Source organism: Delftia sp. 11MD (genome assembly GCF_050907895.1).
In the GTDB taxonomy this organism is placed as follows: Bacteria; Pseudomonadota; Gammaproteobacteria; order Burkholderiales; family Burkholderiaceae_C; genus Comamonas; species Comamonas tsuruhatensis.
Window position 1 is genome coordinate 4,924,002 of the sequence record NZ_CP194333.1, and the last position, 25,815, is coordinate 4,949,816.

Below are 25,815 nucleotides of genomic sequence, written 5' to 3' on the forward strand. Positions count from 1 at the left end.
CTGGGAGGCTGGCCGGCTCACGCCGCGCGCGCCTGGCCCAGTGCCTGTACCTGCGCCAGCTGGTCCAGCGCCGCCAGGCAGGCATGCGCCACTTCCACGCCCTTCTTCACGAAGTGGGCACGGAAGAACTCCACATGGTCGCCATGTTCGTGGAAATCGCGCGGCGTGAGCACGGCCGAGAACACCGGCACTTCGGTATCGAGCTGCACGCGCATCAGGCCGTCGATCACGGCCGAGGACACGAACTCGTGGCGATAGATGCCGCCGTTGACCACCAGCGCGCAGGCGATGACCGCGTCGAAACGGCCGCTGTCGGCCAGCTTCTTGGCCAGCAGCGGGATCTCGAAGGCGCCGGGCACGTTGAAGTGGCTGATGTTCTGCGCGGCCACTCCCTGGGCCTGCAGCTCGGCCGCCATGGAGTCGCGCGCCTGATGCACGACATCGGTATGCCAGCTCGCGCAGATCACGGCCACGCGGCTGCGGCCCGCGACGGCCTTCCACGGCGTGCCCGAGGCCGTGCCGTGTGCGGAGAAGTTCAAGGAGACAGGAGTCTGATTCATGGTGCTCTTTCGAGATGAGACAAATGAATCAGGGCGCGCGCCATGGCGCCGCATGGCACGGCACAGCCCATGGGACAACCATGGGCATGGCGCCTGCCATGCAGGTGCTGCGCGATCTCTTTCATCCGGACTGTGACCGTCGGCTCTGGCATCTCACCAGATCTGCTGACCCCGGCCGGCCTTGCGGCTAGCCGGGCGCTCGCGGGCTGCTGGACACATGCCGAAAGACAGATCCAGATACCGCCGGTGGGGAATTTCACCCCGCCCTGAGAACGCTGCTTTGCGGCGCACGGACTGCGCGCCGCCAAAGACAGCGGCCATTCTAGTCCCGCGCAGATGCCATTGCGGCGATCGGGGCGACCGCAGCCATTGCGCGCTGTGCCTGCGGATTTCATCTGGAAGCACCTACAGCACATGGACCAATTGCTATCAAAATAGAAGTCCCGCTGTCGCCGTCGTTGCCTCGTCAGGACGATCCAGGTCAACCATTGAGGCCTGTCAAACGTCATATGAAGAGATCCAGACAGGAAACACGTCTTTGCCCGGACACCACACCATGACCCGAACCAACGCCTCCCCCACGCAGCAGCGCCCGCAGCCTGGCCTGCGCCCCCTGCGCCTGCTGGCCGGCCTTGGCCTTGCAGCCCTGGTCACCGCCTGCGCCGTGCCGCCCGATGGCTATTCGGACATGGGCTCCGGCTACCCCATCCGTCGGGCGGCGTCGTCTACCCCTCGTATCCCACGCAGCCCGCCTATCCGGACAACGGCTGGTACGAGCGCCAGCGCCTGCAGCGCGAACGTGAGCGCCTGCAATACGAACGCGAGCGCATCCAGCAGGAACGCAACCGCGATGCCTGGCGTGACCGCCAACAACGTGAGCGTGAAATGCGCGAGCGCGACCGGGACCGTGACCGCCAGGCCCAGGACCGCGACCGCCAGTTGCGCGAGCGCATGCAGGAGCAGCAGCGCCGCGAAGCCGAGCGCCAGCAGCGGGAGCGCGAACGCGACCAGGGCCAGCAGCAGCGCGAGCGCGAACGCCAGCAACGGGACCGGGAGCAGCAGCAGCGTGACCGCGAGCAGCAGCAACGCGCCATCGAGCGCATGCAGCGCGAAAGCCAGGGCGGTGGCAACCCCTACCCCACCCAGGATCCGCGCCACTGGCGCTGAACGGCTGACCGGCGGCATTTCCAGCCCCTGGGCGCCGCACCATAATCGGCAATACACCACATCCTTGTGCCGCTTGTGATGGGAAAGGAAACCGCCATGCACCGCACCCAAGACCTTGGCCACACCGGCCGCCGTTCATCGGCGGCCGCGCGCTGGGCGCTGGCGGCGCTTGTACAGATGTTTGTACCGCTGGTGCTGGCGCTCACTGCAGGCCCGGCCTCGGCCCAGGTCATCCGCTGCACGGACGCCAAGACCGGCCGCGTCACCTACACCAACAGCAGTTGCAAGGACGGCGAAAACCGCGTGCAGGTGCAGGAAGCCCCCAGCCCCGAAGAGCTGGAGCGCGAGCGCGCGCAGTCCGCCGCCGCCATAGAGCGCAAGAACCAGCAACTGGCCCGCGAAGAGGCCGAGCGCCGCACGCGTGCCCAGCAGCAAGAGCGCGAGGCACGCAGCCGGCGCGAGCGCGAGAACTCGGCCCAGCGCGACGGCGGCGACTCCCCGGCCTGCCAGCAGGCGCGCCGCCGCCTGGACACCATCCTGGCCGAGGCCAATCCCGATCCCGCCACCTGGGGCCCGCGCAGCCAGGCCGCCCAGCAGCAGATGGAGATGGCCTGCCTGGGCCCCAAGGCCTATGAACAGCTGCAGCAATCGCGCGCATTGCAGCCCAACGCCATCAACCGGCCGTGGATCGTCGGGCGCCCCGTGCCGCCGCAGCCGCTGCCGCCTTCGGCCCCTATCTCGCACTGCAACGTGTTCCGCTGCTACGACACCAACGGCGGCATCCACCCGCGCTGATTCAGGCGCGCAGCCCCTGCTCCACGGTCGGGTAGCGCAATCTCAGGCCCAGCTCCTCCTTCAGGCGCTGGTTGCGCAGGCGGCGTGACTCCCCCATGAAGCTCAGCAGGCTGGCAGGCAGCTCGCGCTGCGCCTGCTCGCGCGTGATGCGTGCGGGGCGCGGCAGTCCATAGAGATCGGCCGCAAGGTCGAAGTAGTCGCCCATGCGCAGCTGCGTATCGTCGCTGGCGTGGTAGATGCGCTGCGGCCGGCCGAGCCACAGCGCCCGCACGCAGGCGCGGGCCAGGTCGTCGGCATGGATGTGGTTGGTATAGACATCCTCTGCGGCGCACAGCAGGGGGGTCCCTCGCAGCAGGCGCCCGCGCGGCGTGCCGTTTTCCCGGTCCGGCGCATAGATGCCCGGGATGCGCAGAATGCTGGCGCGCAGGCCGCCGCGCCCGGCAAAGCGCACGGCTCGCTCGGCGTTCACGCGGCGCTGGGCACGCGCCGTGGCCGGTGCGGGCGGGCGGCTTTCGTCGATCCAGGCGCCCTCGCAGTTGCCATAGACGCCGGAGGTCGAGCCATAGACCAGGCTGGCCGGCCGGCCGCGAAGGCGCAGCACGCGCAGCAAAGCCGTGGTGCGCGGGTCCAGCCACCAGCCATCTTCGCCGGCAGGCGGATTGGGCGGCGGCGCCAAATGGACGACGCGCGTGGCCAGGCCGGCCAGACGGCGCAGCGTGGCAGGCGCGTCCAGATCGCCCAGCAGCGGCGTGATGCCGCGCCCGCGCAGATCCTGCAGGCGCTCGGCGCCACGCGTCAGGGCCAGCACGCGCGGGCCCCGTCGTGCGGCACCCGAACGGGCGACGGGCGCGCCCGCCAATGCACCAGCCACGCGCAGCCCCACGTCGCCGCAGCCGACGATGAGCACGCGTTCGCGTCGAAAGCGCGCCGGCAGCGCGCCCAATGGGTTTTGGTTTGAGGGCAAAATCCTGGCCTGTTGCGAGGGCGGCCACCCGCGCGCCGCCGGTCGCGGCAGCGGCATGTCCGTCCGGGAAAGAAGATCGCCGGCGCGCTCCACACGCCGCCAGCGCCCCCGAGGATACCGAGAACATGACCGAGATAGCCAACGCTTCCCACGAAATCACCGTACAGCCCAGCGGCCGCGCCTTCGCCACGCAGGGCAGCGAGACCATCCTGGCCGCCGCCATCCGCTGCGGCGTGGGCCTGCCCTATGGCTGCAAGGACGGTGCCTGCGGCTCCTGCAAGTGCAAGAAGCTGCTCGGCGAGGTCACCCATGGCGCCCACTCGGAAAAAGCGTTGACCGCCCAGGAAGAGGCCGACGGCTATGTGCTGACCTGCTGCGCCACGCCCAGCACCTCGGTGGTGCTGGAGTCGCGCCAGGTGACCGATGCCAGCGCCTTCCCGATCAAGAAGATGCCCGTGCGCGTGGCCACGCTGGAGAAGAAGTCGCACGACGTGATGCAGGTGCGCCTGCAGCTGCCCGCTGCAGACAAGTTCCGCTACCACGCAGGCCAGTACGTGGAATTCATCCTGCGCGACGGCGCCCGCCGCGCCTACTCCATGGCCACGGCCCCCCATGTGCAGGACACGGCACCGGGGCTGGAGCTGCACATCCGCCACATGCCGGGCGGCAAGTTCACCGACCACGTGTTCGGCGCCATGAAGGAAAAGGAAATCCTGCGCGTGGAGGGCCCGTTCGGCAGCTTCTTCCTGCGCGAGGACAGCGACAAGCCCCTCATCTTCCTGGCTTCGGGAACGGGCTTCGCCCCCATCAAGGCGCTGCTGGAGCACATCCGCCACAAGGGCATCACCCGCTCCGTCACCCTGTACTGGGGAGGACGCCGGCCCGAGGACCTCTACCTCGACGCCTGGGTGCGCGAGCAGGCCGAGGCCATGCCCCAGCTGTGCTATGTGCCCGTGGTCTCCGACGCGCTGCCGGAAGACGGCTGGACCGGCCGCACGGGCTTCGTGCACCAGGCCGTGCTGGACGACTTTGCCAACTTGTCTGGCCATCAGGTCTATGCCTGCGGTGCGCCCATCGTGGTCGATTCGGCACGCCATGCCTATGTGGAGCAACGCGGCCTGCCGGCGGAAGAGTTCTACGCGGACGCGTTCACCTCCGAGGCCGACAAGGCTTCCTGAGTGCGCAGAAGGTGGCACGGATCAAGCAATACGCAGAAAAACTGCTTCCCATACCTGCGCGCAGCCAGGTGTCGCAATTTTTTTGCACAATAGCGCCCCTATGAACCGTAGAAACAGCCTTCTCTCGGTCATGGCGGCCGCTGCTGCCCTGGCCTCCCCGCTTGCCCTGGCGCAAGAGCCCATCCGCCTGATCGTGCCCTATGCGCCCGGCGGTCCGCTGGACATCACCGCGCGCGCGCTGGCCGAGCGGGTGCGTGACTCCCTGGGAGTGGTGATCATCGACAACAAGGCCGGCGCCGGCGGCAACATCGGCGCCGACGCCATTGCCCGCGCCACGCCGGACGGCATGACCATCGGCCTGGCCGCCACGGCCACCCATGCCGTCAATCCCTGGCTGTACACCAAGATGCCCTACGACGCGGGCAAGGACTTCGCGGGCATCACCCAGATGGTGCGCGTGCCCAACGTGCTGGTGATGAATGCGGCCCGTGCCGAGCAGCTCAAGATCCACAGCGTGGCCGACCTGATCGCCTACGCCAAGTCCCACCCCGGCAAGCTCAACTACGGCAGCGGCGGCAACGGCAGCGCAGGCCACCTGGCCGGCGAAATGCTCAAGCAAAAAGCCGGCATCTTCGCCCTGCACGTGCCCTACCGTGGCGCCAACCCGGCCCAGCTGGCCCTGCTGTCGGGCGAGGTGGACTTCAACATCGACAACCTGGCTGCCGCTGCGCCCAATATCCGCTCGGGCAAGCTCAAGGCGCTGGCCGTGACCTCGCTGAACCCCACCACGCTGCTGCCCGGCGTGCCCGCGCTGTCCAAGACCTTCCCCGGCTTTGCCATCGATACCTGGTGGGGCCTGGTCGCCCCGGCCGGCACGCCCAAGCCCGTGCTGGACAAGCTGAGCCGGGCCTTTGCCGACGCACTGGCCGCGCCCGAGACCAAGACCCGCTTCGAGACCCTGATGGCCGAGCCCGTGTCCTCCACGCCCGCCGAGTTCGACAGGTTCATGGCGGCCGAGCGCGCCAAGTACCAGGCCATCGTCAAGGCCTCCGGAGCGAAGGTGGACTGAGCCGATCCATCGCGTCCCGCCTGGCAAAAAGCCGCAGCCGCCCTCAGGGCGCTGCGGCTTTTTCATTCAGGCCACTGTCGGGATTCAGGCTTGCCGGAGATGCCAGCCAGGCTTGTGCGCCAGGCAGATGCCCTGCCCCGCCACGGCCTGCAGCTGCGCGGGCGTGACGCGCTCAGGCGCGATCTCGGCCAGCGGCACGAGCACGAAGGCGCGCTCGTGCATGCGCGGGTGCGGCACGCTCAGGCGCGGCAGTGCGATGCGCTCGTCGCCCCACAGCTCGATGTCCAGGTCCAGCGTGCGCGGCGCATTGCGGTAGGGGCGCTCGCGCCCGGCCGCCAGTTCGATGGCCTGCAGCGCATCGAGCAGCGCCAGCGGCTGCAGCGTGGTGCGCACAGCGGCCACGGCGTTCAGATAGTCGGGACCGCTGGAATCGATGGGCGCCGTGCTGTAGAGCGAGGAGACGGCCAGCAGGCGCGTGCCCGTCAGGCCGCCGATGGCCTTCAAGGCCTGGCCCAGGGCCTGGCCGCAGTCACCGAGGTTGGCGCCCAGGCCGATGGCGACCCAGTGGCCTGGCTCATTCATCGCAGCCCATGCCGCCATCGCCCCCGCCCTGGGGCTTGCGGCGGCGGCGCCGCCGCTTCTTGGGCGCTGCAGCCTCCTCGCCGCCAGCCTGTGCCGGTGCGGGATCCTCAGGCTGCACGCCTTCCGCCAGGTTCACGCCATCGCGCGGCTGGCGGACCTTGGGCACGCGGTGCACCTTGGGTTCGGCGCTGCGCTGGCGGGCGCGCTGCTCGTCGCGCGCCTGGGCGATCAGGTCGTCGCGGCGCGCGTCGTCGGCATTCTGGAACTCCTGCCACCAGCTGGCCAGGCTTTCCTCGACCTCGCCGATGTCGGCGCGCAGCCGCATGAAATCGAAACCCGCGCGAAAGCGCGGCTGGGCCACCAGGCTGAACGGCGTGGCGCCCGTGCGCTTGTCGAAGCGCGGCTGCATGACCCAGATCTCGCGCATGTCGGCGGCCAGCTTGCCGCGGCCCGAGACATCGCCGATGCGCTGGTCGAACACTTCGTCGATGGATTCCTGCAGCGCGGGAAACGGGTGCTGGCGCTGGTTCAGGCGGCGCTCCCAGCCGGTCTTCACGTCATGCCACAGCACGCAGGCCAGCAGGAAGCTGGGCGCCACGGGCTTGCCTTCCTCGACACGGCGATCGGTATCGGTCAGAGCGGCCTGCACGAAGGGCTGCTCGGCACGCTCGACCACCACATCCAGCAGCGAGTAGATGCCGCGCGCCAGGCCCAGGCCGCGCAATTGCTCCACCGAAGCCAGCGCATGGCCGGTCTGCAGCAGCTTGAGCATTTCATCGAACAGGCGGCTTTGCGGCACATCGGCCAGCAGCGGCTCGCACTCCACCAGGGGCTTGGCCGTCTTGGGCTCGAGCTTGAAGCCCTTGCCCGCCAGCTTGGCGGCGAAGCGCACGGCGCGGATGATGCGCACCGGATCTTCACGGTAGCGCGTGGCCGGGTCGCCAATCATGCGCAGCATGCGCTTCTTGGCGTCGTCAATGCCCTTGTGATAGTCGACCACGATCTGCGTGCGCGGGTCGTAGTACATGGCGTTGATCGTGAAGTCGCGGCGCGTGGCATCCTGGTCCTGCGGACCCCAGACGTTGTCGCGCAGCACGCGGCCGCTGGCGTCCACCGCATGGTGCATGCCGGCGAGCTGGGCCTTGCTGGTGCGCTCGTTGCCGCTCACGGCCTCGGCCGCGCTGTTGTCCAGGAAGGCGCGGAAGGTGGAGACTTCGATGACCTCGTTCTCGCGCCCGCGGCCATAGACCACGTGCACGATGCGAAAGCGCTTGCCGATGATGAAGGCGCGGCGGAACAGGCCCTTGACCTGCTCGGGCGTGGCATTGGTGGCCACGTCGAAGTCCTTGGGGCGCAGGCCCAGCAGCAGGTCGCGCACGGCGCCGCCGACGATGTAGGCCTCGTAGCCCGCGTCCTGCAGCGTCTCGACCACGTCGAGGGCACGCCGGTCCACCAGGTTGGGATCGATGCCGTGCACCTGCACGGGCACCTCCTGGCGCTTGCCGAAGGGCGACTTGCGCGCCCGTGGGGCGGCCGAGGCCTTGCCCAGCAGCTTGTCGATGATGTTCTTGATCATGGTGCTTCGCCAAACAGGTCCAGAATGCGCCAGCCACGTTCCTGGGCCAGGGCGCGCAGCCGAGTGTCGGGGTTGGTGGCCACGGGGTGGTCCACGCGCTCGAGCAGGGGAACGTCGTTCCAGGAGTCGCTGTAGAAGAAGGTCTCCACGCCGCTCCACTGCAGGCCGCGCGCATCCAGCCACTGCTGCATGCGCTGCACCTTGCCGCCGCGCATGCTGGGCGTGCCACGGATCTCGCCCGTGAACCAGCCCTGCGCGTCGCGCTCCAGTTCCACCGCGATCAATTCCTGCACGCCGAGGGCGGCGGCGATGGGGCGCGTCACGAACTCGTTGGTGGCCGTGACGATGATGATCTGGTCGCCCGCCTGCTGGTGCGTGCGCAGCAGCTCCAGTGCCTGGGGACGGATGGCGGGGGTGATCACCTCGCGCATGAAGCGCTCGTGCGCCTCGGCGGCCTGCTGCGCGCCACGGGCGCAGAAGGCCTCGGTGGCAAAGCGCACATAGTCGTGCACGTCGAGCGTGCCCGCCTGGTAGTGCGCGAAGAACTCGGCATTGCGGCGGCCGAACTCGACCGGATCGGTCCAGCCGATGCGCGTCGTGAACTCGCCCCACTCATAGTCCGAATCGAGCGGCAGCAGCGTGTGGTCCAGGTCGAACAACGCCAGCCGGGGCCGGAGTTGCTTCTGATCAGAGGTCATGCATATCCTAAAAAAATGGGTCCCGCGCTGCCCTTGCAACGCAGGCTCCGCCGGCTCCCGCAGTCCCTGCCCACAAGAAAATGCGGGCTCATTCGGTTTCCAGCATCGTCTTGAGCAACGGAATGGTGATGGCGCGCTTGTTGCGCAGCGCAAAGCCGTCGAGCATGTCGAGCAGCTGCATCAGGCTGCCCAGGTCACGCGAGAAGCGCTTGAGCATGTAGTCCATCACATCGTCGCCCAGAAAAACGCCACGGGCATCGGCCTCCTGGCGCAGCACCGCGCGGCGCGCGGTTTCGTCGAGCAGCTGCAGCTGGAACACATGGCCCCAGCCCAGCCGCGTGCGCAGATCCTCGCGCAGCTTGAGGTCTGCCGGCGGCAGCGGGCCGGCCCCCAGCACCCAGCGCGGCGAGCCCGTGGCCGGGCTCGTCGCATTCACAAACCAGTTGAAGGCCCGCGCCTGCTGCAGCGGAGTGTAGATGTCCACATCGTCCATCAGCACCGCCGCCCAGCGCTCGTCGAAGGGCGGCGGGAACAGGGTGGAGGCATCCATCCAGCCCACCATGGCACCCTGCTCGCGCAGGGCCTCGCGCACGGCCTTGAGCAGATGGGTCTTGCCCGAGCCCGATTCGCCCCAAAGATAAGTGGGCACTGGCGTGCGGGCCGTCTGCATGCGGCCATCGCCCACCCAATGGCGCAAATGATCGATCACCGCGGCATTGGGGCCGACGAAAAAGCGCGACAGCGTCGGGCTCGACGCCATGCTGATATCCAGAGCCAGCTGCTTCATCTGCGACATACGCGCAGCGCCCCCTTTCCTGTGTCCAGGCGGGTCCATGCGGCAAAAGCAGGCAAAGGAATCGGCAACGGCATTGGGTTGATAGCAAAGACAGGCCCGCCCTGCCGCAGCGCTGCGGCAAGGCGGGCGACGCCGGGGCGTTCCCGGGCGCAACAGGGATTTTAGTCTGCGCGGCGCACGGCACGGCGGCAGCCGGCCCGCTTGTGCAACGAAAGCCCCCTCGAAGCCCACTGGCGCGCGCGCCTGCCGGCGGCCGGCGCCGTAGAATCCCGGGGTTCCAGCCCGGCCTCGGGCCTACCGCACCGTACCCATCCATGAGCTCTTCTGCCCCCTCCTCTACCCCGATCTCCTACAAAGACGCCGGCGTCGACATCGTCGCTGGCGACGCGCTGGTCGAGCGCATCAAGCCGCTGGCCAAGAAGACCATGCGCGAAGGCGTGATGGCCGGCATCGGAGGCTTCGGCGCCCTGTTCGAGGTGCCCAAGCGCTACAAGGAGCCCGTGCTGGTCTCGGGCACCGACGGCGTGGGCACCAAGCTCAAGCTGGCCTTCGAGTGGAACATGCACGACACCGTCGGCATCGACCTGGTGGCCATGAGCGTCAACGACGTGCTGGTCCAGGGCGCCGAGCCCCTGTTCTTCCTCGACTACTTCGCCTGCGGCAAGCTGGACGTGGACACGGCCGCTGCCGTGGTAGGCGGCATTGCGCGCGGCTGCGAGCTGTCGGGCTGCGCACTGATCGGCGGTGAAACCGCCGAAATGCCCGGCATGTACCCGGCCGGCGAATACGATCTGGCCGGCTTTGCCGTCGGCGCCGTCGAAAAGTCCAAGATCCTCACGGGCCAGAGCGTGGCTGCTGGCGACGTGGTGCTGGGACTGGCCTCGGCCGGCGTGCACTCCAACGGTTTCTCCCTGGTGCGCAAGTGCATCGAGCGCGCCGAAAGCCAGGGCAGCCTGCCCGACACGCTGGACGGCAAGCCGTTCAAGCAGGCCATCATGGAACCCACGCGCCTGTACGTGAAGAACGTGCTGGCGGCGCTGGAGCAGCACCCCATCAAGGCGCTGGCCCACATCACGGGCGGCGGCCTGCTGGAGAACATCCCCCGCGTGCTGCCCGAAGGCCTGGCCGCCCACCTGGATGCCGGCAGCTGGCCCCAGACCGAGCTGTTCGCCTGGCTGCAGAAGACGGCCGGCATCGATGCCGTGGAAATGAACCGCACCTTCAACAACGGCATCGGCATGGTCGTTGTCGTGCCCGCCGAGGCTGCCGAAGCCACGGCCGCCACGCTCGCGAAGCTGGGCGAGACGGTCCACACCATCGGACGCATCGCCGCACGCGGCGAGGGCGAGCCTGTCGAGGTCCGCTGACCACGGGCCCGCAGCGCATGACCCAGCACCTGCCCTCGCCCATCATCTCCCCGCAGCCCGCGCCCACGCGCGGCGTGACGCTGTCCAGCTATGTGCTGATGGCCGGCGCCCTGCTGCTGATCATGTGGCAGGGGCTGCTGCCGGGCATGCTGTGCGTCTGCGTGGGCTTTCTGGTCACGCGCGCGCTTGCCGGGCTGCTGTCACGCGCCCAGCCCAAGTCCCGGCGCGGCTCGCTGCCGCGCTGGACGCAACTGGTGGCAGCCACCATCGTCATTCTTGCGCCGCTGGCCCTGCTCAGCGGCGCGCTGTCGCACACGCGCACCTACATCACCGACGCGCCGCAGCAGTACCGCGAGCTGCTCGACTATCTGGCGCACACGGTGCTGGAGCTGCGTGACAAGCTGCCGGCCGACATGGCCGACCAGCTGCCGGACGGCGCACAGGAAATCCAGCACCTGCTGGCCAGCTACCTGGCCGCCAAGGCCGGCGCCCTGGCCCATGCGGGCCGCGCCTGGCTCACCGGCCTGCTCTATGCCTACGTGGGCCTGATCATCGGCGCCCTGGCCGCCGTGCGTCCCATGGTCACGCGCCGCCCGCCCCTGGTGGCAGCGCTGCGCGAGCGCATCCGGCTCATGGGACTGGCCTTCCGCCAGATCGTGGCGGCCCAGTTCTGGATTGCGGCCTTCAATACCTTTCTCACGGCCATCTTCCTTCTGGGCGTGCTGCCGCACTGGAACCTGACCCTGCCCTACACGCCAGCCCTGATCACGCTGACCTTCATTGCAGGCCTGGTGCCCATCGTGGGCAACCTGCTGTGCAATGCGGTGATCACCATCGTGGGCCTGTCGGTGTCCCCTGTGGCCGCCGCCGCCTGCCTGGGCTTTCTGATCCTGATCCACAAGGCCGAGTACGTGATCAACGCCAAGGTCGTGGGCCAGCGCACGCACATGGGCGTATGGGAGCTGCTGGCGGTGATGTTCGTGGCCGAATCGGTGTTCGGCCCTGCAGGCCTGGTGGCGGCTCCGCTGTTCTACGCCTATCTCAAGAAAGAGCTGGAAGCCGTCCGGCTGGTCTGATCAGCCCACGCGCGGGCGGCTACAGCCCTCTCAGCCGCCGGATCACCTCGCGCACGGCCACGGCCTGCGCGCCCTGCTGGGACTGCAGGAAGCGCTCCAGGTCTTCAAGCGCACGCTCGGTCACCCCCCATTGCGCATAGGCCAGCCCCCGGTCCCGCAGGATCTCGGGCATGTCGGGCCGCAGCACGGCCAGCCGGTTGAGCACGGCCACCAGCAGCGGCCAGTCGCGCCGGGCATGGTGGATTTCCTGCAGGTTGCGCAGCATGCGCTCCAGAACGTCGCGCGGCGAGGCGCCCTGCAGGTACATGCCCAGCGGAGCGGCCTCTTCGGCCGACAGGCCCGCGCTCTGCCAGAAGGGCTCCAGCCGCTCGGCCAGGCTGTTGGCCGAAAAGGACTCGCCACTCAACGGGTCCATCACCACCTGCCCCTGGGGCAGGCGCATCTTGACCAGGAAATGGCCGGGAAAGCTCACGCCCTGCGCCGGCAGATCGATGGCCGCAGCCAGCTCCAGCCAGATCAGCGCCACACTGATGGGAATGCCGCGCCGCGTCTGCAGCACATGGTGGATGTAGCTGTTGGCGGGGTCGTAGTAGTCGTTGAGATTGCCGCCAAAGCCCAGCTCGCCGTAGAAGAACTGGTTGAGTCCGCGCAGGCACTGCAGCGGATCGGTTTCGCCAGCCAGGCGCTGGACCAGGCGCACCTGCAGCCGGTCCAGTTCGGCGCTGGCCGCCTGCAGGTCGAGATCGGGCACGGCATCCTGGGCGATGCTGATTGCCGCCTCCATCAGCGGCAGGTGTTCATCGCTTTGCACCAGCGCTGCAAAGTATTGCAGGGCCGTTGGCGTGTCGTCGTAGCTCCAGCTCATGATGCCTTGTGAATTTGCAGCGCCCAGGCCTGCAATTATGCGGGTTCGGGCTAGCGCCGCAGCAGTGCCCGCAGCTTGAGCCCGGCTGCCCACAGCGCGCCAAAGTACAGCAGGGCCGAGGCCGCCATCAGGCCGGCAAGCAGGCCCACGCGCTGCCATCCGTTGGCACGCAGCGCAATCCAGTCGAAATGCTGGCTTCCCCAGGTCAGCAGCACGGCCAGCAGACTGCTGGCCGCAATCACCTGCAAGGCCAGCCGCCCCCAGCCGGGCTTGGGACGGTAGACGCCCCGGCGCAGCAGCCCCCACAGCAGCCAGCCCGCATTGACCAGGGCCGCCAGGCCGATGGACAGCGCCAGACCCGTATGCGCCATGAAGGGCACCAGCACCAGGTTGAGCAGCTGGGTGATGATCAGCACCACGATGGCGATCTTGACGGGAGTGCGGATGTCCTGGCTTGCGTAGTAGCCGGGCGCCAGCACCTTGATGGCCACCAGGCCCACCAGGCCGGCGCCGTAGCCCACCAGCGCCAGCGCGATCTGGCCCACATCGCTGTCCTGCAGCGCGCCACGGTGGAACAGCGTGGCCACGAGCGGCTCGGCGAAAGTGAGCAGCCCCACCGCGCAGGGCACGGAAAACAGCACCACCAGGCGCAGCCCCCAGTCCAGCATGGCCGAGTAGCGCTCCGAGTCGTCGGCCGCCTTGGCCGCGGCCAGCTGGGGCGTGAGCACCACGCCCAGCGCCACGCCCAGCAGCGCCGTCGGAAATTCCATGAGCCGGTCGGCATAGAACAGCCAGGTCACGCTGCCCGGCTGCAGATAGGAGGCGATCTGGGTGTTGATCATCAGCGAGACCTGGGCCACGCCCACGCCCAGCAGCGCCGGCGCCATCAGCCTGAGGATGCGGCGCACGCCGGCCTCTTGCCAGGCCTGGCGCAAGGCGGCTGGAGAAAACCCGATGCGCGGCAGCAGGCCCAGGCCTGCCAGCGCCGGCAGCTGTACCGCCAGCTGCAGCACGCCGCCCAGCATCACACCGCCGGCCATTGCATAGATGGGCTCTATGCCGCGCGCCTGCAGCCAGGGTGCACCCCAGAAGGCGGCGGCAATCATGGCCAGGTTCAGCAGCACGGGCGTGGCGGCCGAGACGGCAAAGCGCCGCCAGGTATTGAGCACGCCGGACGACAGCGCCACCAGCGACATGAAGCCGATGTAGGGGAACATCCAGCGCGTCATCAGCACGGCTGCGTCATAGCCTTCGGGCGACTGGCGCAGGCCGCTGGCCAGCAGCCAGACCAGCAGTGGCGCGCCGACCACGCCCAGCACGCAGGTCACGAGCAGCACCCAGAACAGCAGCGTGGCCACATGGGAGATCAGCCTGCGCGTGGCCTCCTCCCCCTCCTTGGCCTTGCTGGCGGCCAGCACCGGCACAAAGGCCTGGCTGAAGGCGCCTTCGGCGAACAGGCGCCGGAAGAGATTGGGAATCCTGAACGCGACATTGAACGCATCGGTCAGCGCATTGGCTCCGAACATGGAGGCCATGAGCAGATCGCGCACCAGCCCGGTGATACGGGAGGCCAGCGTCAGCAGGGAAACGGTGGAGGCGGCTTTGAACAGTGACACCGTGGGGAGTGTATGCGCTGGCACGGCCACCGCAGTTGCGTGCCCGGGCGGGCCGGACGGCTCTTGCACTCCGTTGCAACAGGCCCGATTGCGCGGCCTGGGGCCCACAGGCCCTGGAGGGACTGCATGCTATAATCCCGCGCTTCGCCGACAACATCCTCAGACACTAGGAATACATATCATGGCATCCAAGCCCGTAAAGAAGAACCCCCGCCTGGCATCCGGCCGCAAGCGCGCCCGCCAGGACGTCAAGCTCAACGCAGCCAACACTTCGCTGCGTTCCAAGTACCGCACCGCCGTCAAGAAGGTCGAGAAGGCCGTTCTGACTGGCGACAAGGCCAAGGCAACCGAACTGTTTGCCGCAGCCCAATCCGTTCTGGACACGATCGCCGACAAGGGCATCTTCCACAAGAACAAGGCCGCTCGCGACAAGAGCCGCCTGTCCGCCAAGGTCAAGGCCCTGGCAGCCCCCGCCGCCTAATCCACTTAGGCAACCGCACGGATGGCCCCGGCCATCTGCCGTTTGTAACGGGTGCGCTGTCAGCGAACGAGAAAACCGCCTTCGGGCGGTTTTTTTGTGCCTGGACAAAAGCGCCGCCATCGGCAATCGCACCGAAGGAAAAGCCCGGCTCCAGCAAAGCGCAGCCGAAAAAAAACGCACCCCAGGCGCGCTTCACATCGGGCGGGAACCGGCCCCGCAAAAAAAGAAGCCGGCCTCAGCGGGCCGGCTCGTCCGGTATCAGGCAGGCTTCGGCAACCTGCAGGTTGTTGTCCTTGGCGAAATTCAGGCAGAAATCCCAGGCCATGGGCTCGTAGTCGCGCAGGTCGCGATGCACGACCACGCACTTGACGCCGTTGAGCGTTGTGGGAACACACCAGGGCGAGTAGCTCAGGTGGCTGCCGCGCTGGGCACCACCGGGGCGGAACTGGCTCATGACGCCCGCCAGCCGCTCGGCCCAGTCGCTGGGCCGGAAAGTCTTGCCTTCGTGGGTGATGCCCTGGATGAACAGTTCTTTGCTGGAGGGAGAGACCATCAGGATGCGCACCAAAATACGACTTGCGCAACAAGGAGCAAAACAGGCGGCTTGCCAAGGGGCCCAGCACCTTGCCACTTCCTGTTTGCGCAAGTCCTTCAAAAAAGTCAGAGCCCGCAGACAGGATCGCTGCCGGCAGGCCAAGCAGGCATTTTATCTCTTATATAAGAGCTGGACCGTTGTGCAGTGCACTAACCAAGTGTGGCGTAGGTTCATTGCATGGCTGTGATGCGCAAACCGCAACGGTAGGCCATTGCGCGGCCCCTAGAATCGGGCTTCGCTGTTTTTCAGGCATCTGCGGCGGCAACGCCCGGATGCCGTTTACTTTCCAGCTCAGGAGATTTTTGCAATGACCGCTTTCATCGAGGCTGCCTCGCCCCACGTGATGAACACCTATGGCCGCGTACCGATCGCTCTGGAGCGAGGCCAGGGCTGCCGCGTGTGGGACGTCAACGGCAAGCAGTACCTCGATGCGCTGGGCGGCATTGCAGTGAACACGCTGGGCCACAACCACCCCAAGCTGGTGCCTGCGCTGCAGGACCAGGTGGCCAAGCTGATCCACACCTCCAACTACTACCATGTGCCTGGCCAGGAAACGCTGGCCAAGCTGCTGACCGAGCGCGCGAAGATGACCAATGTCTTCTTCTGCAGCACGGGCCTGGAGGCCAACGAGGCCGCCATCAAGATCGCGCGCAAGTACGGCGTGGACAAGGGCATCGCCAAGCCGGTGATCGTGGTCTACGAGCATGCCTTCCACGGCCGCTCCATCGCCACCATGACGGCCACGGGCAACCCCAAGGTGCGCGACGGCTTCGGCCCGCTGCTCGACGGCTTCCTGCGCGTGCCGGTCAATGACTTCGAAGCGCTGCAGCAGGCCACGGCCGGCAACCCCGACGTGGTGGCCGTGATGATGGAGCCCATCCAGGGCGAAGGCGGCCTGCACCCCATGCGCATCGAGTACATGCAGCAGGTGCGCGCACTATGCGATGCCAACGGCTGGCTGATGATGTTCGACGAAGTCCAGGCGGGCATGGGCCGGACGGGCAAGTGGTTCGCCCACCAGTGGGCCGGCATCATCCCCGACGTGATGACCCTGGCCAAGGGCCTGGGCTCGGGCGTGCCCATCGGCGCCGTCGTCGCCCATGGCAAGGCGGCCACCGTGCTGCAGCCGGGGAACCACGGCTCCACCTTCGGCGGCAATCCGCTGGCCATGCGTGCGGGCATCGAAACCATCCGCATCATGGAAGAAGACGGCCTGCTGGCCCATGCCACCAAGGTGGGAGACCGCCTGAAGTCCACGCTGCAAAAGGAGCTGGCCGACGTCAAGGGCGTGGTCGATGTTCGCGGCCAGGGCCTGATCATCGGCATCGAGCTGAACAAGCCCTGCGGCGCCCTGCTGGGCCGTGGCGCCGAAGCCGGCCTGCTGTTCAGCGTGACCGCCGACACCGTGGTGCGCCTGGTGCCGCCGCTGATCATGACCGAGGCCGAGGCCGACGAAGTGGTCGCCAAGCTCAAGCCCCTGATCGTGCAATTCCTGTCCGAATGAGGACCTGCCTATGACTGCCATCAAGCACTATCTGCAGTTTTCCGACTTCACGGCCGACGAGTACGCCTATGTGCTCGAGCGCGCGGCCCTGATCAAGAAGAAGTTCAAGAACTACGAAAAGCACCACACGCTCAGCGACCGCACGCTGGCCATGATCTTCGAGAAGGCCAGCACGCGCACCCGCGTGAGCTTCGAGGCCGGCATGTACCAGCTCGGCGGCTCGGTGGTCCACCTGACCACGGGCGACAGCCAACTGGGCCGCGCCGAGCCCATCGAGGACAGCGCGCGCGTCATCAGCCGCATGACCGACCTGGTGATGATCCGCACCTACGGCCAGGACAAGATCGTGCGCTTTGCCGAGTACTCGCGCGTGCCCGTCATCAACGGCCTGACCAACGAGTTCCACCCCTGCCAGATCCTGGCCGACATCTTCACCTTCATCGAGCACCGCGGCTCGATCCAGGGCAAGACTGTCGCCTGGGTCGGCGACGGCAACAACATGGCCAACACCTGGCTGCAGGCTGCCGACCTGCTGGGCTTCACCGTCCACGTCAGCACGCCGGGCGGCTATGAAGTGGACGAGAAGCTGGCCTTTGGCGGCAAGGCGCCGCGCGAGGGCTGCTACAAGGTCTTCAAGGACCCGCTGGATGCCTGCAAGGGCGCCGACCTGGTGACCACCGACGTGTGGACCAGCATGGGCTACGAGGCCGAGAACGAGGCCCGCAAGAAGGCCTTCGCCGACTGGTGCGTGGATGCCGAGATGATGGCCGCCGCGCGTGCCGACGCCCTGTTCATGCACTGCCTGCCCGCCCACCGTGGCGAGGAAGTGCAGGCCGAGGTCATCGACGGGCCGCAGTCCGTGGTCTGGGATGAGGCAGAGAACCGGATGCACGTGCAAAAGGCACTGATGGAGTACCTGCTGCTGGGCCGCCAGCCGGGCTGATCACGCCCACTCCTTTGGCCCAGGCGCATTCCCTCACACCCATGCACCTGAGCCACGAACACTCCAGACACCGCCTGCAGGCCAAGCGCCCCCAGGCGGTGTTTCCGTTGGGCGGCTGCGCATTGCGCCATCCGCACATTGCACGCCATACGCGCGTGCCCTCGTTCTTCGGGCCGCGCCGGCATTTCGCGGCCCGGGTGCGTGCGCTGTTCGTGCGCATCCACACCTTCTATCTGAAGTTCCTCCAGGGCCATACCTAGGGCCGCACCCCCTCTTCCCAGCCTTATGCGCCGCCCCGGGCACCGGGCGCGGCAAGCCTGTGCGTGCCCTGCTGTCTCCCGAAGAAGAACTTCCATGTCCGAAGCCCTGCATCCCTGCCTGAACTGCGGCGTCTGCTGCGAACACTTCCGTGTCGAATTTTCCGTCTACGAGCTGCGCTCCATGGGCGGCACCGTTCCCGATGAACTGGCCCATGAGGTCCACGGCAACCGCTGGCGCATGAACGGCACCGAGCGCCGCCCCGTGCGCTGCACGGCCCTCACGGGCCGCTGCGGCGAACAGGTGGCATGCAGCATCTACGAGCAGCGCTCATCGACCTGCCGGGAATTCGAGATGGGCACGGACCGCTGCAACGCTGCGCGCCTGGCGCATGGCCTGCCTGCGCTGGATGACGGCACCCGCATCTGGCTGGCCGCTGCCTGAGCGTGCAACCGGCCGGCGGCCCGGCGACCGGCCTGGCGCTATGGCTGGCGCCTGTCCGGTGCGCAGCTGTCTCCGCCGCAGGCGCTGCAGCCGCCACAGCCTCCCCCGTCCTTGGGCGCCAGCGACGGATGCAGCTGACCGGCCTTCAGCCGCCAACTTGCCGGCAGGTAGCGCCAGACCAGGGACACGGCCGCCACCACCACGATCACGCCCACGATGATGTTTTGCCACATGCTCAAGGCCCTCCTCAGCCCGCGCCCAGCGCGAGGGCCACGCGGTAGGTGATGAAGCTGGCCAGGTAGGCCAGCGCGAACAGGTAGCCCGTCATCAGCAGCGGATAGCGCCAGCCATTGGTCTCGCGCCGCACGGCCGCCAGCGTGGAAATGCACTGGGGCGCGAACACGAACCAGGCCAGCAGCGACAGCGCCGTGGCCAGGGACCAGGTATGGGCGATCAGCGGCCCCAGCTGCTCGGCCATGGCCTCGTCGCTGGCAGCGGACAGTGCATAGACCGTGCCCATGGCACTGACGGCCACTTCGCGCGCGGCCATGCCGGGCACCAGGGCGATGGCGATCTGCCAGTTGAAGCCGATCGGCGCCAGCACCACCTCCAGCCAGCCGCCGATGCGGCCTGCAAAGCTGTAGCGGATGGCCGCTTCGGTGACGCCATCGGGCGGCGCCGGGTAGCTGGCCAGGAACCACAGCACGATGCTCACGGTCAGGATGATGCCGCCGACGCGGCGCAGGAAGATCATGGCGCGCTCGTACAGGCCCAGGGCCAGGCTGCGCGGGCTGGGCCAGCGGTAGGAGGGCAGCTCCATCAGCAGCGGCGTGGGGCCGGCGCTGCGGCCCACCAGCTTGGCCACGCCGGCCACGGCCATGGCGCTGGCGATGCCGGCCACGTACAGCGCGAACAGCACCAGGCCCTGCAGGTTGAAGATGCCGCCCACCGTGCGCTCGGGAATGAAGGCGCTGATCAGCAGCGCATAGACCGGCAGGCGCGCCGAGCAGGTCATCAGCGGCGCGATCATGATGGTCACCAGGCGGTCGCGCCAGCTGGTGATGGAGCGCGTGGCCATGATGCCGGGCACGGCGCAGGCGAAGCTGGACAGCAGCGGAATGAAGGAGCGGCCCGACAGGCCGACCTTGCCCATGATGCGGTCCAGCAAAAAGGCGGCACGCGGCAGGTAGCCCGAATCCTCGAGTGCAAGGATGAACAGGAACAGGATCAGGATCTGCGGCAGGAAGACCAGCACGGCGCCCGTGCCGGCGATCACGCCATCGGCCAGCAGGCTGCGCAGCGCGCCTTCGGGCATGTGCTCGTTGACCAGGGCCGAGACGGCCGAAACGCCGCCCTCGATGCCATCCATCAGCGGCTGCGCCCAGCTGAACACGGCCTGGAACATCAGGAACAGCGTGGCCGCCAGCAGCAGCATGCCCCACAGCGGGTGCAGCACCACGGCATCGATGCGGTCGTCGCGCCGGGTATCCACCACGGGCTCCTTGACGCAGTCGGCCATGATGCGGGCCACCTGCTGGTGCAGGGCCAGCACCTGCTCGCGCGCATCGCCCGGGCGGGCCGGGGCCTGCAGCTGCGGCGCCGCCAGGGCGCGGGCTTCGGGGCCGTCCAGCCATTGCAGCAGTTCGCGCGCGCCGTCCTGGCGCACGCCCACCGTGGACAGCACGGGCATGCCCAGGGCGCGTGACAGCGCCTCGCGGTCGATATCGATGCCCTGGCGCCTGGCCATGTCGCTCATGTTGAGCACCAGCAGCATGGGCAGGCCCAGGCGCTGGGCCTCCAGCACCAGGCGCAGGTTCAGGCGCAGATGGGTGGCGTCGGTGACGCAGACCAGCAGTTCGGGCGGCGCCTCGCGCGCATGGCGACCCGAGACGATGTCGCGCGTGATGCGCTCATCCTCGCTGTGCGCATGCAGGCTGTAGGTGCCCGGCAGGTCCAGCACGCGCACGCGCCGGCCGCTGGCCGTGCTCAGCCAGCCTTCCTTGCGCTCCACGGTCACGCCCGCGTAGTTGGCCACCTTCTGGCGTGCGCCGGTCAGCAGGTTGAACAGCGCCGTCTTGCCGCAGTTGGGGTTGCCCAGCAAGGCCAGGCGCAGTGCGGAATCACCGCTGCCGCCGCCGCCCTGGGCAGGCTGCAGCGGCTGGATGAGTTTGGGAGAGGACGACGCGCTCATGCCACCGCCTCCGGCGCCACGCGCACCAGGGCCGCCTCATGGCGGCGCAAAGCGAACGTGGTCTGGCCCACGCGCACGGCCAGCGGGTCGTCGCCCGGAAAGCCCGCGGCCAGGATGCGCACGGGCTCGCCGGGCAGAAAGCCGATCTCCATGAGCCGCAGCAGCAGTTCCTGCTCGCTGGCATCGCGTGCGGCATGGAACTCGACCACGCGCGCCGATACCTGGCGGGGCAGGGCATCAAGGGTGATGGCCGTGGTGGCAGCAACGGCGGCAACGGCAGCAGAGGAGGACATGGGAGGCGCGGACAGCGTGGACGGAGCCGCAGCGTCCGTCGCGGGGTTCATCGAATGCATGGCGTGTTGTATCAATTGATTTTTATTCTCATTTTGATTTTGATCGAACCCGGGCGGCGGGACCGCGCATGGTATCGGAGTGCGGGACAGGGTTTTGCGTTCCCGGCTTTGCCCCCTGGCGGGCCCAGGCGGGCGGCGCGCGGCACAATGGCGGCCGACGCCGACACGGCCTTTGCGCACTCCCCTCCCCACGCCATGACCCATCCCTGCCTGAGCTGCGGCGCCTGCTGCGCATCGTTTCGCGTGGACTTTTCCGTGCACGAGTCGCAGGCGCAGGGCGGCCGCGTGCCAGCCGGGCTGGCCGAGGAAGTCACCGACCACACCTGCCGCATGCGCGGAACCGACTGGGCGCGTCCCCGCTGCGCGGCCCTGGTCGGCAAGGTGGGCGAGAAGGCCCATTGCGGCATCTATGAATGGCGCCCCTCGCCCTGCCGCGAGTTCGCCGCCGGCAGCGATGCCTGCAACCGCGTGCGCGTGCGCCATGGCATGCAGGCGCTGGACAGCGGCCTGCTGTAGCAGCCTGCCAGGCGCCACCAGCCGTCATTCCACCGGCAGCCCCGCCAGCTGTCCCTTGAATTCCTGCAGCGAGAAATGCGTGTGCACCTGGCGCACGCCGGGCAGCCGGTGCAGGCGGCTGAGCAGCAGATCGGAATAGGCGTCGAGATCGCGCGCCACGACGACCAGCAGGAAGTCCTCCGGCCCCGAGATGCCGTGGAACATCACGACCTCGGGAATGGCGCAGACCGCTTCCTGGAAATGGCGCGAGGACTCCTCGTTCTGGTGGTCTATGCCCACCATCACGAAGGCCAGCACGCCAAAGCCTATGGCGCGCCGGCTCAGCGCGGCGTGGTAGCCGGTGATCACGCCCTCGTCCTCCAGCCGCTTGATGCGCCGCCATGACGGTGACTGCGACAAATGCACACGCTGCGCCAGCTCACCCGAGGTCAGCCGCGCGTTGTCCTGCAGGGCGCGGATCAGCAGCCGGTCCGTTCTGTCGATGTCGATTGGCATAAACCACCTATGAATTCATGTTTCACAGAATAACTTATCCAAGATCAAGTCGATTTAGGGATAACTACTAAACGCCCCGCGAAGGCCGTCCATAGCATCCGCCTCCGAAGCCCCCCACAGCAACGGAGACAACAACCCATGCCAGCCTTCGAAGACATCGTCCAGCGCGAAGCCGGACTCAAACAGCAGCTGTCCGCCGGACAGATGACCATGATCGCCATCGGCGGTGCCGTCGGCACCGGCCTGTTCCTGGGCAGCGGCTTTGCCATCGGCTTTGCCGGGCCCAGCGTGCTGATCAGCTATGCCATCGGCGCAGTGATCTCGCTGCTGCTCATGGGCTGCCTGGCCGAGATGACGGTGGCCCACCCGACCTCGGGCTCGTTCGGCGCCTATGCCGAGCACTACATCAGCCCGATGGCCGGCTTCATGGTCCGCTATGCCTACTGGGCCTGCGTGGTGCTGGCCGTGGGCACCGAGGTGACGGCCGTGGGCCTGTACATGGGCTACTGGTTCCCCGAGGTGCCGCGCTGGGCCTGGGTGGTGATCTTCTCGGGCGCGCTCATCGGCGTGAACATGATGAGCGTCAAGGCCTTCGGCGCCGTGGAGTACAGCTTCTCCATGATCAAGATCATCGCCATCGCGGCCTTTATCGTGGTCGGCGCCTGGGTGGTGTTCGGCGCCCGTCCGGACGGCGTGGGCTTTGCCAACTACGTCAACAACGGCGGCTTCTTCCCCAACGGCCTGTGGGGAACCTGGGTGGGCGTGATCATCGCCATCTTCAGCTACCTGAGCATCGAGATGATCGCGGTGGCCGCCGGCGAGGCCAAGGACCCGCAGCGCGCCGTCACCAGCGCCTTCCGCTCCACCATGGTGCGCCTGGTGGTGTTCTACCTGGCCACGATCGCGCTGATGCTGGCCATCGTGCCGTGGTCGGCCGCCGGCAAGGAGGGCAGCCCCTTCGTCAAGGTGATGGAGATCATCGGCCTGCCCGGCGCGGCCAGCGTGGTCAATTTCGTGGTGCTGGTGGCTGCCCTGTCGGCCATGAACAGCCAGCTGTACATCACCACCCGCATGATGTTCAGCCTCTCGCGCGCCGGCCATGCGCCCGCCGTGCTGGGCCGCGTGAACTCGCGCGGCGTGCCGCTGCCGGCGCTGCTGCTGTCCTGCCTGGGCATTGCCGTGGCCACGCTGTTCAACATCATCAATCCCGAGCAGTCCTTCATGCTGATGATGGCCGTGGCCATGTTCGGCGCCATGTTCACGTGGTTCATGATTTTCGTGACCCACCTGTTCTTCCGCATCCACTGGGTGCGCCAGGGCAACAAGCCGCTGGCCTTTCGCATGTGGGGCTTTCCGGTGCTGACGCTGCTGGGCGCGGCGCTGATGCTGGCCGCCCTGGTGTCCACGCTGTTCACCGACGTGTTCCGCCTGACCGTGCTCACGGGCCTGCCCTTTTTGCTGCTGCTGGCCGCCGTCTACGCCATCTGGTATCGCCGGCCGGCCGGCCAGCCCTCCCCTCAGACCCCAACCCAGACCCCAACATCCACCCAAGCCCAGGTTCCCGCCCGGTGACATCCGGCCTCCCGTTTCTCTCTCTGCCTTAGACACATGACGACTCTTGCCCCCCTCGATACCGCCCGCGCCTCGATGTTCAGCCACGTCCCGCCCTACCCCGGAGATCCCATCCTGTCGCTGATGGAGGCCTTCCAGCAGGACCCACGCGCCGACAAGGTCAGCCTGAGCATCGGCCTGTATTTCGACGAGGCCGGCCGCCTGCCCGTGCTGGACTGCGTGCGCCAGGCCGGCGATGCCCTGGCCCGCGAGCAAAGCCCCAGCGGCTACCTGCCCATCGAAGGCATTGCTCCCTACCGCCAGCTGGTGCAGGACCTGGTGTTCGGCGCTGGTCATGAGGCCGTGCGCAGTCAGCGCATCGCCACCGTGCAGACCCTGGGCGGCTCGGGCGCGCTCAAGCTGGGCGCGGACTTCATCCAGCACTATTTCCCCGGCGCCGAGGTCTGGCTCAGCGATCCCACCTGGGACAACCACCTGGCCATCTTCCAGGGCGCGGGACTGCGCACCCACAGCTATCCCTACTACGACGCTGCCACGGGCAGCCTGCGCTTCGACGCCATGCTGCAGACGCTACGCGAACTGCCCTCGGGCAGCGTGGTGCTGCTGCATGCCAGCTGCCACAACCCCACGGGCGTGGACCTGTCGCGCGAGCAGTGGCAGCAACTGATCCCGGTGATCGTGGAGCGCGGCCTGATCCCCTTTGTGGACATGGCCTACCAGGGCTTTGGCGATGGGCTCGATGAAGACGCCTGGTCCGTGCGCGCCCTGGCCGACGCGGGCGCCCAGGCCTTCGTGGCCAATTCGTTTTCCAAGAACTTCTCGCTGTATGGCGAACGCGTGGGCGGCCTCAGCGTGGTCTGCAACGACGCGTCCACGGCCGGCAATGTGCTGGGCCAGCTCAAGGCCACGGTGCGCAGCAACTATTCCTCGCCACCCACCCGTGGCGCACGCCTGGTGCAGCAGGTGCTGGCATCGCCCGAGCTGAGCGCCCAATGGGCGCAGGAGCTGGCGCAGATGCGCGGGCGCATCAAGGACATGCGCGCCCAGCTGCACGGCGCGCTGCATGAACGCTTTGGCGAGCGGCGCGACTTCGGCTTCCTGCTGACCCAGCGCGGCATGTTCAGCTACACCGGCATCACCGAGCCCCAGGTCCACCGCCTGCGCGACGAGCACGGCGTGTACCTGATCCGCTCGGGCCGCATGTGCATGTCGGGCCTGTCCGGCGCCAACGTGCAGTACGTGGCCGACGCCATTGCCACGGTGCTGGAGTCGCCGCAATGAGCGGCTGCCCCGTCCATGGCGGCCTGACCGAGCGCATCGTCGCCGAGGAAAGGGCGCAGCTGGATTTCAGCCAGTCCATGAGCTATGGCGACTACCTGCAGCTGGACGCCATCCTGGGCGCACAGCAACTGCTGTCGCCCACGCATGACGAGTTGCTGTTCATCATCCAGCACCAGACCAGCGAGCTGTGGATGAAGCTGATGCTGCACGAGCTGGGCGCGGCCACGGCCGCCGTGGCGGCCGACCGCCATGCCGACGCCTTCAAGATGCTGGCCCGCGTGAGCCGCATCATGGAGCAGCTGGTCGGCGCCTGGTCCGTGCTGGCCACCATGACGCCTACCGAGTACACGGCCATGCGCCCGTATCTCGCCAGCTCCAGCGGCTTCCAGAGCTACCAGTACCGCTGCATCGAGTTCGCGCTGGGCAACAAGAATGCCGCCATGCTCCAGCCCCATGCCCACCGGCCCGATCTGCTGGCCCAGGTGGAGGCGGCATGGCGCTCGCCCTCGCTCTATGACGAGGCCCTGCGCCTGCTGGCACGCCAGGGGTTGGCCATTCCTGCCGGGCACCTGGAACGCGACTGGACCCTGCCCTACACGGCCAGCCCCGAGGTCGAGGCTGCCTGGGCCCAGGTCTACCGCGACCCGCAGTCGCACTGGGACCTGTACCAGCTCGGCGAAAAGCTCGCCGACATCGAGGACGCCTTCCGCCTGTGGCGCTTTCGCCATGTGACCACGGTGGAGCGCGTCATCGGCTTCAAGCGCGGCACGGGCGGCACCGGCGGCGTCAGCTATCTGCGCAAGATGCTGGACGTGGTGCTGTTCCCCGAAATCTGGTCCGTGAGAACCGCGCTGTAAGGCCTTCCGCCTGACA

The 25,815-nt window shown here is 67.8% G+C and carries 28 protein-coding genes and 1 riboswitch; of the genes, 14 read left to right on the plus strand and 14 right to left on the minus strand.

What is annotated here, in order from left to right:
- Positions 1–17 precede the first annotated feature (17 nt).
- Together ACRSCF_RS22530 and ACRSCF_RS22535 are read right to left on the minus strand one after the other, a co-directional pair.
- Positions 18–560, minus strand: a complete 543-nt coding sequence (locus ACRSCF_RS22530) for a 6,7-dimethyl-8-ribityllumazine synthase (RefSeq protein ID WP_016448969.1) — start codon at positions 558–560, stop codon at positions 18–20.
- A 109-nt stretch (positions 561–669) separates the two neighbouring features.
- A riboswitch (FMN riboswitch) is annotated at positions 670–838 on the minus strand.
- 421 nt (positions 839–1,259) lie between these two features.
- Positions 1,260–1,850 (minus strand): hypothetical protein, encoded by a 591-nt coding sequence (locus ACRSCF_RS22535; RefSeq protein WP_432675088.1) that lies wholly within the window; start codon positions 1,848–1,850, stop codon positions 1,260–1,262.
- Between ACRSCF_RS22535 and ACRSCF_RS22540 the strand changes: the two genes are divergently transcribed.
- Positions 1,824–2,522, plus strand: a complete 699-nt coding sequence (locus ACRSCF_RS22540) for a DUF4124 domain-containing protein (RefSeq protein ID WP_034365410.1) — start codon at positions 1,824–1,826, stop codon at positions 2,520–2,522. The genes ACRSCF_RS22535 and ACRSCF_RS22540 overlap by 27 nt on opposite strands.
- Position 2,523: 1 nt before the next feature.
- Here the strand turns inward: ACRSCF_RS22540 and ACRSCF_RS22545 are convergent, their stop codons facing one another.
- Positions 2,524–3,543: an SDR family oxidoreductase gene (locus tag ACRSCF_RS22545; RefSeq protein ID WP_016448972.1), complete on the minus strand. Its 1,020-nt coding sequence runs from the start codon at positions 3,541–3,543 to the stop codon at positions 2,524–2,526.
- Positions 3,544–3,611: 68 nt separating this feature from the next.
- Here ACRSCF_RS22545 and ACRSCF_RS22550 point away from each other — a divergent pair, with 68 nt between their 5' ends.
- Both ACRSCF_RS22550 and ACRSCF_RS22555 read left to right on the plus strand, forming a co-directional pair.
- Complete coding sequence (locus ACRSCF_RS22550) at positions 3,612–4,664, plus strand: CDP-6-deoxy-delta-3,4-glucoseen reductase (RefSeq protein WP_016448973.1); 1,053 nt, start codon at positions 3,612–3,614, stop codon at positions 4,662–4,664.
- 100 nt (positions 4,665–4,764) lie between these two features.
- Positions 4,765–5,733 (plus strand): Bug family tripartite tricarboxylate transporter substrate binding protein, encoded by a 969-nt coding sequence (locus ACRSCF_RS22555; RefSeq protein WP_026062233.1) that lies wholly within the window; start codon positions 4,765–4,767, stop codon positions 5,731–5,733.
- Between the two features lie 84 nt (positions 5,734–5,817).
- Here the strand turns inward: ACRSCF_RS22555 and folK are convergent, their stop codons facing one another.
- The 4 genes from folK to hda form a co-directional block, all read right to left on the minus strand.
- On the minus strand, positions 5,818–6,333 hold the full coding sequence (gene folK / locus ACRSCF_RS22560; RefSeq protein WP_034365366.1) for a 2-amino-4-hydroxy-6-hydroxymethyldihydropteridine diphosphokinase: 516 nt from the start codon (positions 6,331–6,333) through the stop codon (positions 5,818–5,820).
- Entirely contained in the window at positions 6,308–7,891 is a 1,584-nt protein-coding gene (pcnB, locus tag ACRSCF_RS22565) for a polynucleotide adenylyltransferase PcnB (protein WP_034365363.1), read from the minus strand. The genes folK and pcnB overlap by 26 nt, the downstream gene beginning before the upstream one ends.
- Positions 7,888–8,589: an HAD family hydrolase gene (locus tag ACRSCF_RS22570; RefSeq protein ID WP_016448977.1), complete on the minus strand. Its 702-nt coding sequence runs from the start codon at positions 8,587–8,589 to the stop codon at positions 7,888–7,890. Before ACRSCF_RS22570 ends, pcnB begins: the two co-directional genes overlap by 4 nt.
- 88 nt (positions 8,590–8,677) lie before the next feature.
- The gene (gene hda, locus ACRSCF_RS22575; RefSeq protein WP_026062235.1) at positions 8,678–9,376 is read right to left on the minus strand and encodes a DnaA regulatory inactivator Hda; all 699 of its coding nucleotides are present in this window, start codon (positions 9,374–9,376) and stop codon (positions 8,678–8,680) included.
- Positions 9,377–9,699: 323 nt separating this feature from the next.
- On the opposite strand from hda, the gene purM reads away from it, so the two are divergent.
- Both purM and ACRSCF_RS22585 read left to right on the plus strand, forming a co-directional pair.
- Positions 9,700–10,752, plus strand: coding sequence for a phosphoribosylformylglycinamidine cyclo-ligase (gene purM / locus ACRSCF_RS22580; protein WP_074921603.1), 1,053 nt, complete (start codon positions 9,700–9,702; stop codon positions 10,750–10,752).
- Positions 10,753–10,769: 17 nt separating this feature from the next.
- A complete protein-coding gene (locus ACRSCF_RS22585) occupies positions 10,770–11,828 on the plus strand; it encodes an AI-2E family transporter (protein WP_016448979.1) in 1,059 nt (352 codons plus the stop codon).
- A gap of 19 nt (positions 11,829–11,847) precedes the next feature.
- Here ACRSCF_RS22585 and ACRSCF_RS22590 read toward each other — a convergent pair whose 3' ends face one another.
- The gene (locus tag ACRSCF_RS22590; RefSeq protein WP_016448980.1) at positions 11,848–12,693 is read right to left on the minus strand and encodes a SirB1 family protein; all 846 of its coding nucleotides are present in this window, start codon (positions 12,691–12,693) and stop codon (positions 11,848–11,850) included.
- Positions 12,694–12,743: 50 nt separating this feature from the next.
- The gene (murJ, locus tag ACRSCF_RS22595; protein ID WP_016452589.1) at positions 12,744–14,309 is read right to left on the minus strand and encodes a murein biosynthesis integral membrane protein MurJ; all 1,566 of its coding nucleotides are present in this window, start codon (positions 14,307–14,309) and stop codon (positions 12,744–12,746) included.
- Positions 14,310–14,490: 181 nt separating this feature from the next.
- Here murJ and rpsT point away from each other — a divergent pair, with 181 nt between their 5' ends.
- Positions 14,491–14,790, plus strand: coding sequence for a 30S ribosomal protein S20 (gene rpsT / locus ACRSCF_RS22600; protein WP_016448982.1), 300 nt, complete (start codon positions 14,491–14,493; stop codon positions 14,788–14,790).
- 235 nt (positions 14,791–15,025) lie between these two features.
- Here the strand turns inward: rpsT and ACRSCF_RS22605 are convergent, their stop codons facing one another.
- The gene (locus ACRSCF_RS22605; RefSeq protein WP_012204103.1) at positions 15,026–15,343 is read right to left on the minus strand and encodes a DUF3579 domain-containing protein; all 318 of its coding nucleotides are present in this window, start codon (positions 15,341–15,343) and stop codon (positions 15,026–15,028) included.
- A gap of 349 nt (positions 15,344–15,692) precedes the next feature.
- Here ACRSCF_RS22605 and ACRSCF_RS22610 point away from each other — a divergent pair, with 349 nt between their 5' ends.
- The 4 genes from ACRSCF_RS22610 (at position 15,693) to ACRSCF_RS22625 (ending at position 18,534) form a co-directional block, all read left to right on the plus strand.
- Positions 15,693–16,889: an aspartate aminotransferase family protein gene (locus tag ACRSCF_RS22610; RefSeq protein ID WP_034365360.1), complete on the plus strand. Its 1,197-nt coding sequence runs from the start codon at positions 15,693–15,695 to the stop codon at positions 16,887–16,889.
- Between the two features lie 10 nt (positions 16,890–16,899).
- A complete protein-coding gene (gene argF, locus ACRSCF_RS22615) occupies positions 16,900–17,832 on the plus strand; it encodes an ornithine carbamoyltransferase (RefSeq protein WP_016448984.1) in 933 nt (310 codons plus the stop codon).
- Between the two features lie 41 nt (positions 17,833–17,873).
- Positions 17,874–18,092 (plus strand): hypothetical protein, encoded by a 219-nt coding sequence (locus tag ACRSCF_RS22620; protein ID WP_016448985.1) that lies wholly within the window; start codon positions 17,874–17,876, stop codon positions 18,090–18,092.
- Positions 18,093–18,186: 94 nt separating this feature from the next.
- Complete coding sequence (locus tag ACRSCF_RS22625) at positions 18,187–18,534, plus strand: YkgJ family cysteine cluster protein (protein WP_034365357.1); 348 nt, start codon at positions 18,187–18,189, stop codon at positions 18,532–18,534.
- Between the two features lie 38 nt (positions 18,535–18,572).
- Here ACRSCF_RS22625 and ACRSCF_RS22630 read toward each other — a convergent pair whose 3' ends face one another.
- From ACRSCF_RS22630 to ACRSCF_RS22640, 3 genes are read right to left on the minus strand one after another with little or no spacing between them, the layout of a single operon-like run.
- Positions 18,573–18,767, minus strand: a complete 195-nt coding sequence (locus ACRSCF_RS22630) for a hypothetical protein (protein ID WP_034365348.1) — start codon at positions 18,765–18,767, stop codon at positions 18,573–18,575.
- A gap of 14 nt (positions 18,768–18,781) precedes the next feature.
- A complete protein-coding gene (feoB, locus tag ACRSCF_RS22635) occupies positions 18,782–20,725 on the minus strand; it encodes a ferrous iron transporter B (protein WP_016448988.1) in 1,944 nt (647 codons plus the stop codon).
- Entirely contained in the window at positions 20,722–21,078 is a 357-nt protein-coding gene (locus ACRSCF_RS22640) for a FeoA family protein (RefSeq protein WP_034365345.1), read from the minus strand. The genes feoB and ACRSCF_RS22640 overlap by 4 nt, the downstream gene beginning before the upstream one ends.
- Positions 21,079–21,273: 195 nt before the next feature.
- Between ACRSCF_RS22640 and ACRSCF_RS22645 the strand changes: the two genes are divergently transcribed.
- On the plus strand, positions 21,274–21,594 hold the full coding sequence (locus ACRSCF_RS22645) for a YkgJ family cysteine cluster protein (protein ID WP_026062772.1): 321 nt from the start codon (positions 21,274–21,276) through the stop codon (positions 21,592–21,594).
- Between the two features lie 24 nt (positions 21,595–21,618).
- Here the strand turns inward: ACRSCF_RS22645 and ACRSCF_RS22650 are convergent, their stop codons facing one another.
- Positions 21,619–22,089, minus strand: a complete 471-nt coding sequence (locus ACRSCF_RS22650; RefSeq protein ID WP_016448991.1) for an Lrp/AsnC family transcriptional regulator — start codon at positions 22,087–22,089, stop codon at positions 21,619–21,621.
- Between the two features lie 138 nt (positions 22,090–22,227).
- On the opposite strand from ACRSCF_RS22650, the gene ACRSCF_RS22655 reads away from it, so the two are divergent.
- The 3 genes from ACRSCF_RS22655 (at position 22,228) to kynA (ending at position 25,799) form a co-directional block, all read left to right on the plus strand.
- The gene (locus ACRSCF_RS22655; protein ID WP_034365342.1) at positions 22,228–23,661 is read left to right on the plus strand and encodes an amino acid permease; all 1,434 of its coding nucleotides are present in this window, start codon (positions 22,228–22,230) and stop codon (positions 23,659–23,661) included.
- Positions 23,662–23,736: 75 nt separating this feature from the next.
- Complete coding sequence (locus ACRSCF_RS22660; protein ID WP_198818677.1) at positions 23,737–24,942, plus strand: aromatic amino acid transaminase; 1,206 nt, start codon at positions 23,737–23,739, stop codon at positions 24,940–24,942.
- Positions 24,939–25,799: a tryptophan 2,3-dioxygenase gene (gene kynA, locus ACRSCF_RS22665; protein ID WP_016448994.1), complete on the plus strand. Its 861-nt coding sequence runs from the start codon at positions 24,939–24,941 to the stop codon at positions 25,797–25,799. The genes ACRSCF_RS22660 and kynA overlap by 4 nt, the downstream gene beginning before the upstream one ends.
- The last annotated feature ends 16 nt before the right edge of the window (positions 25,800–25,815 follow it).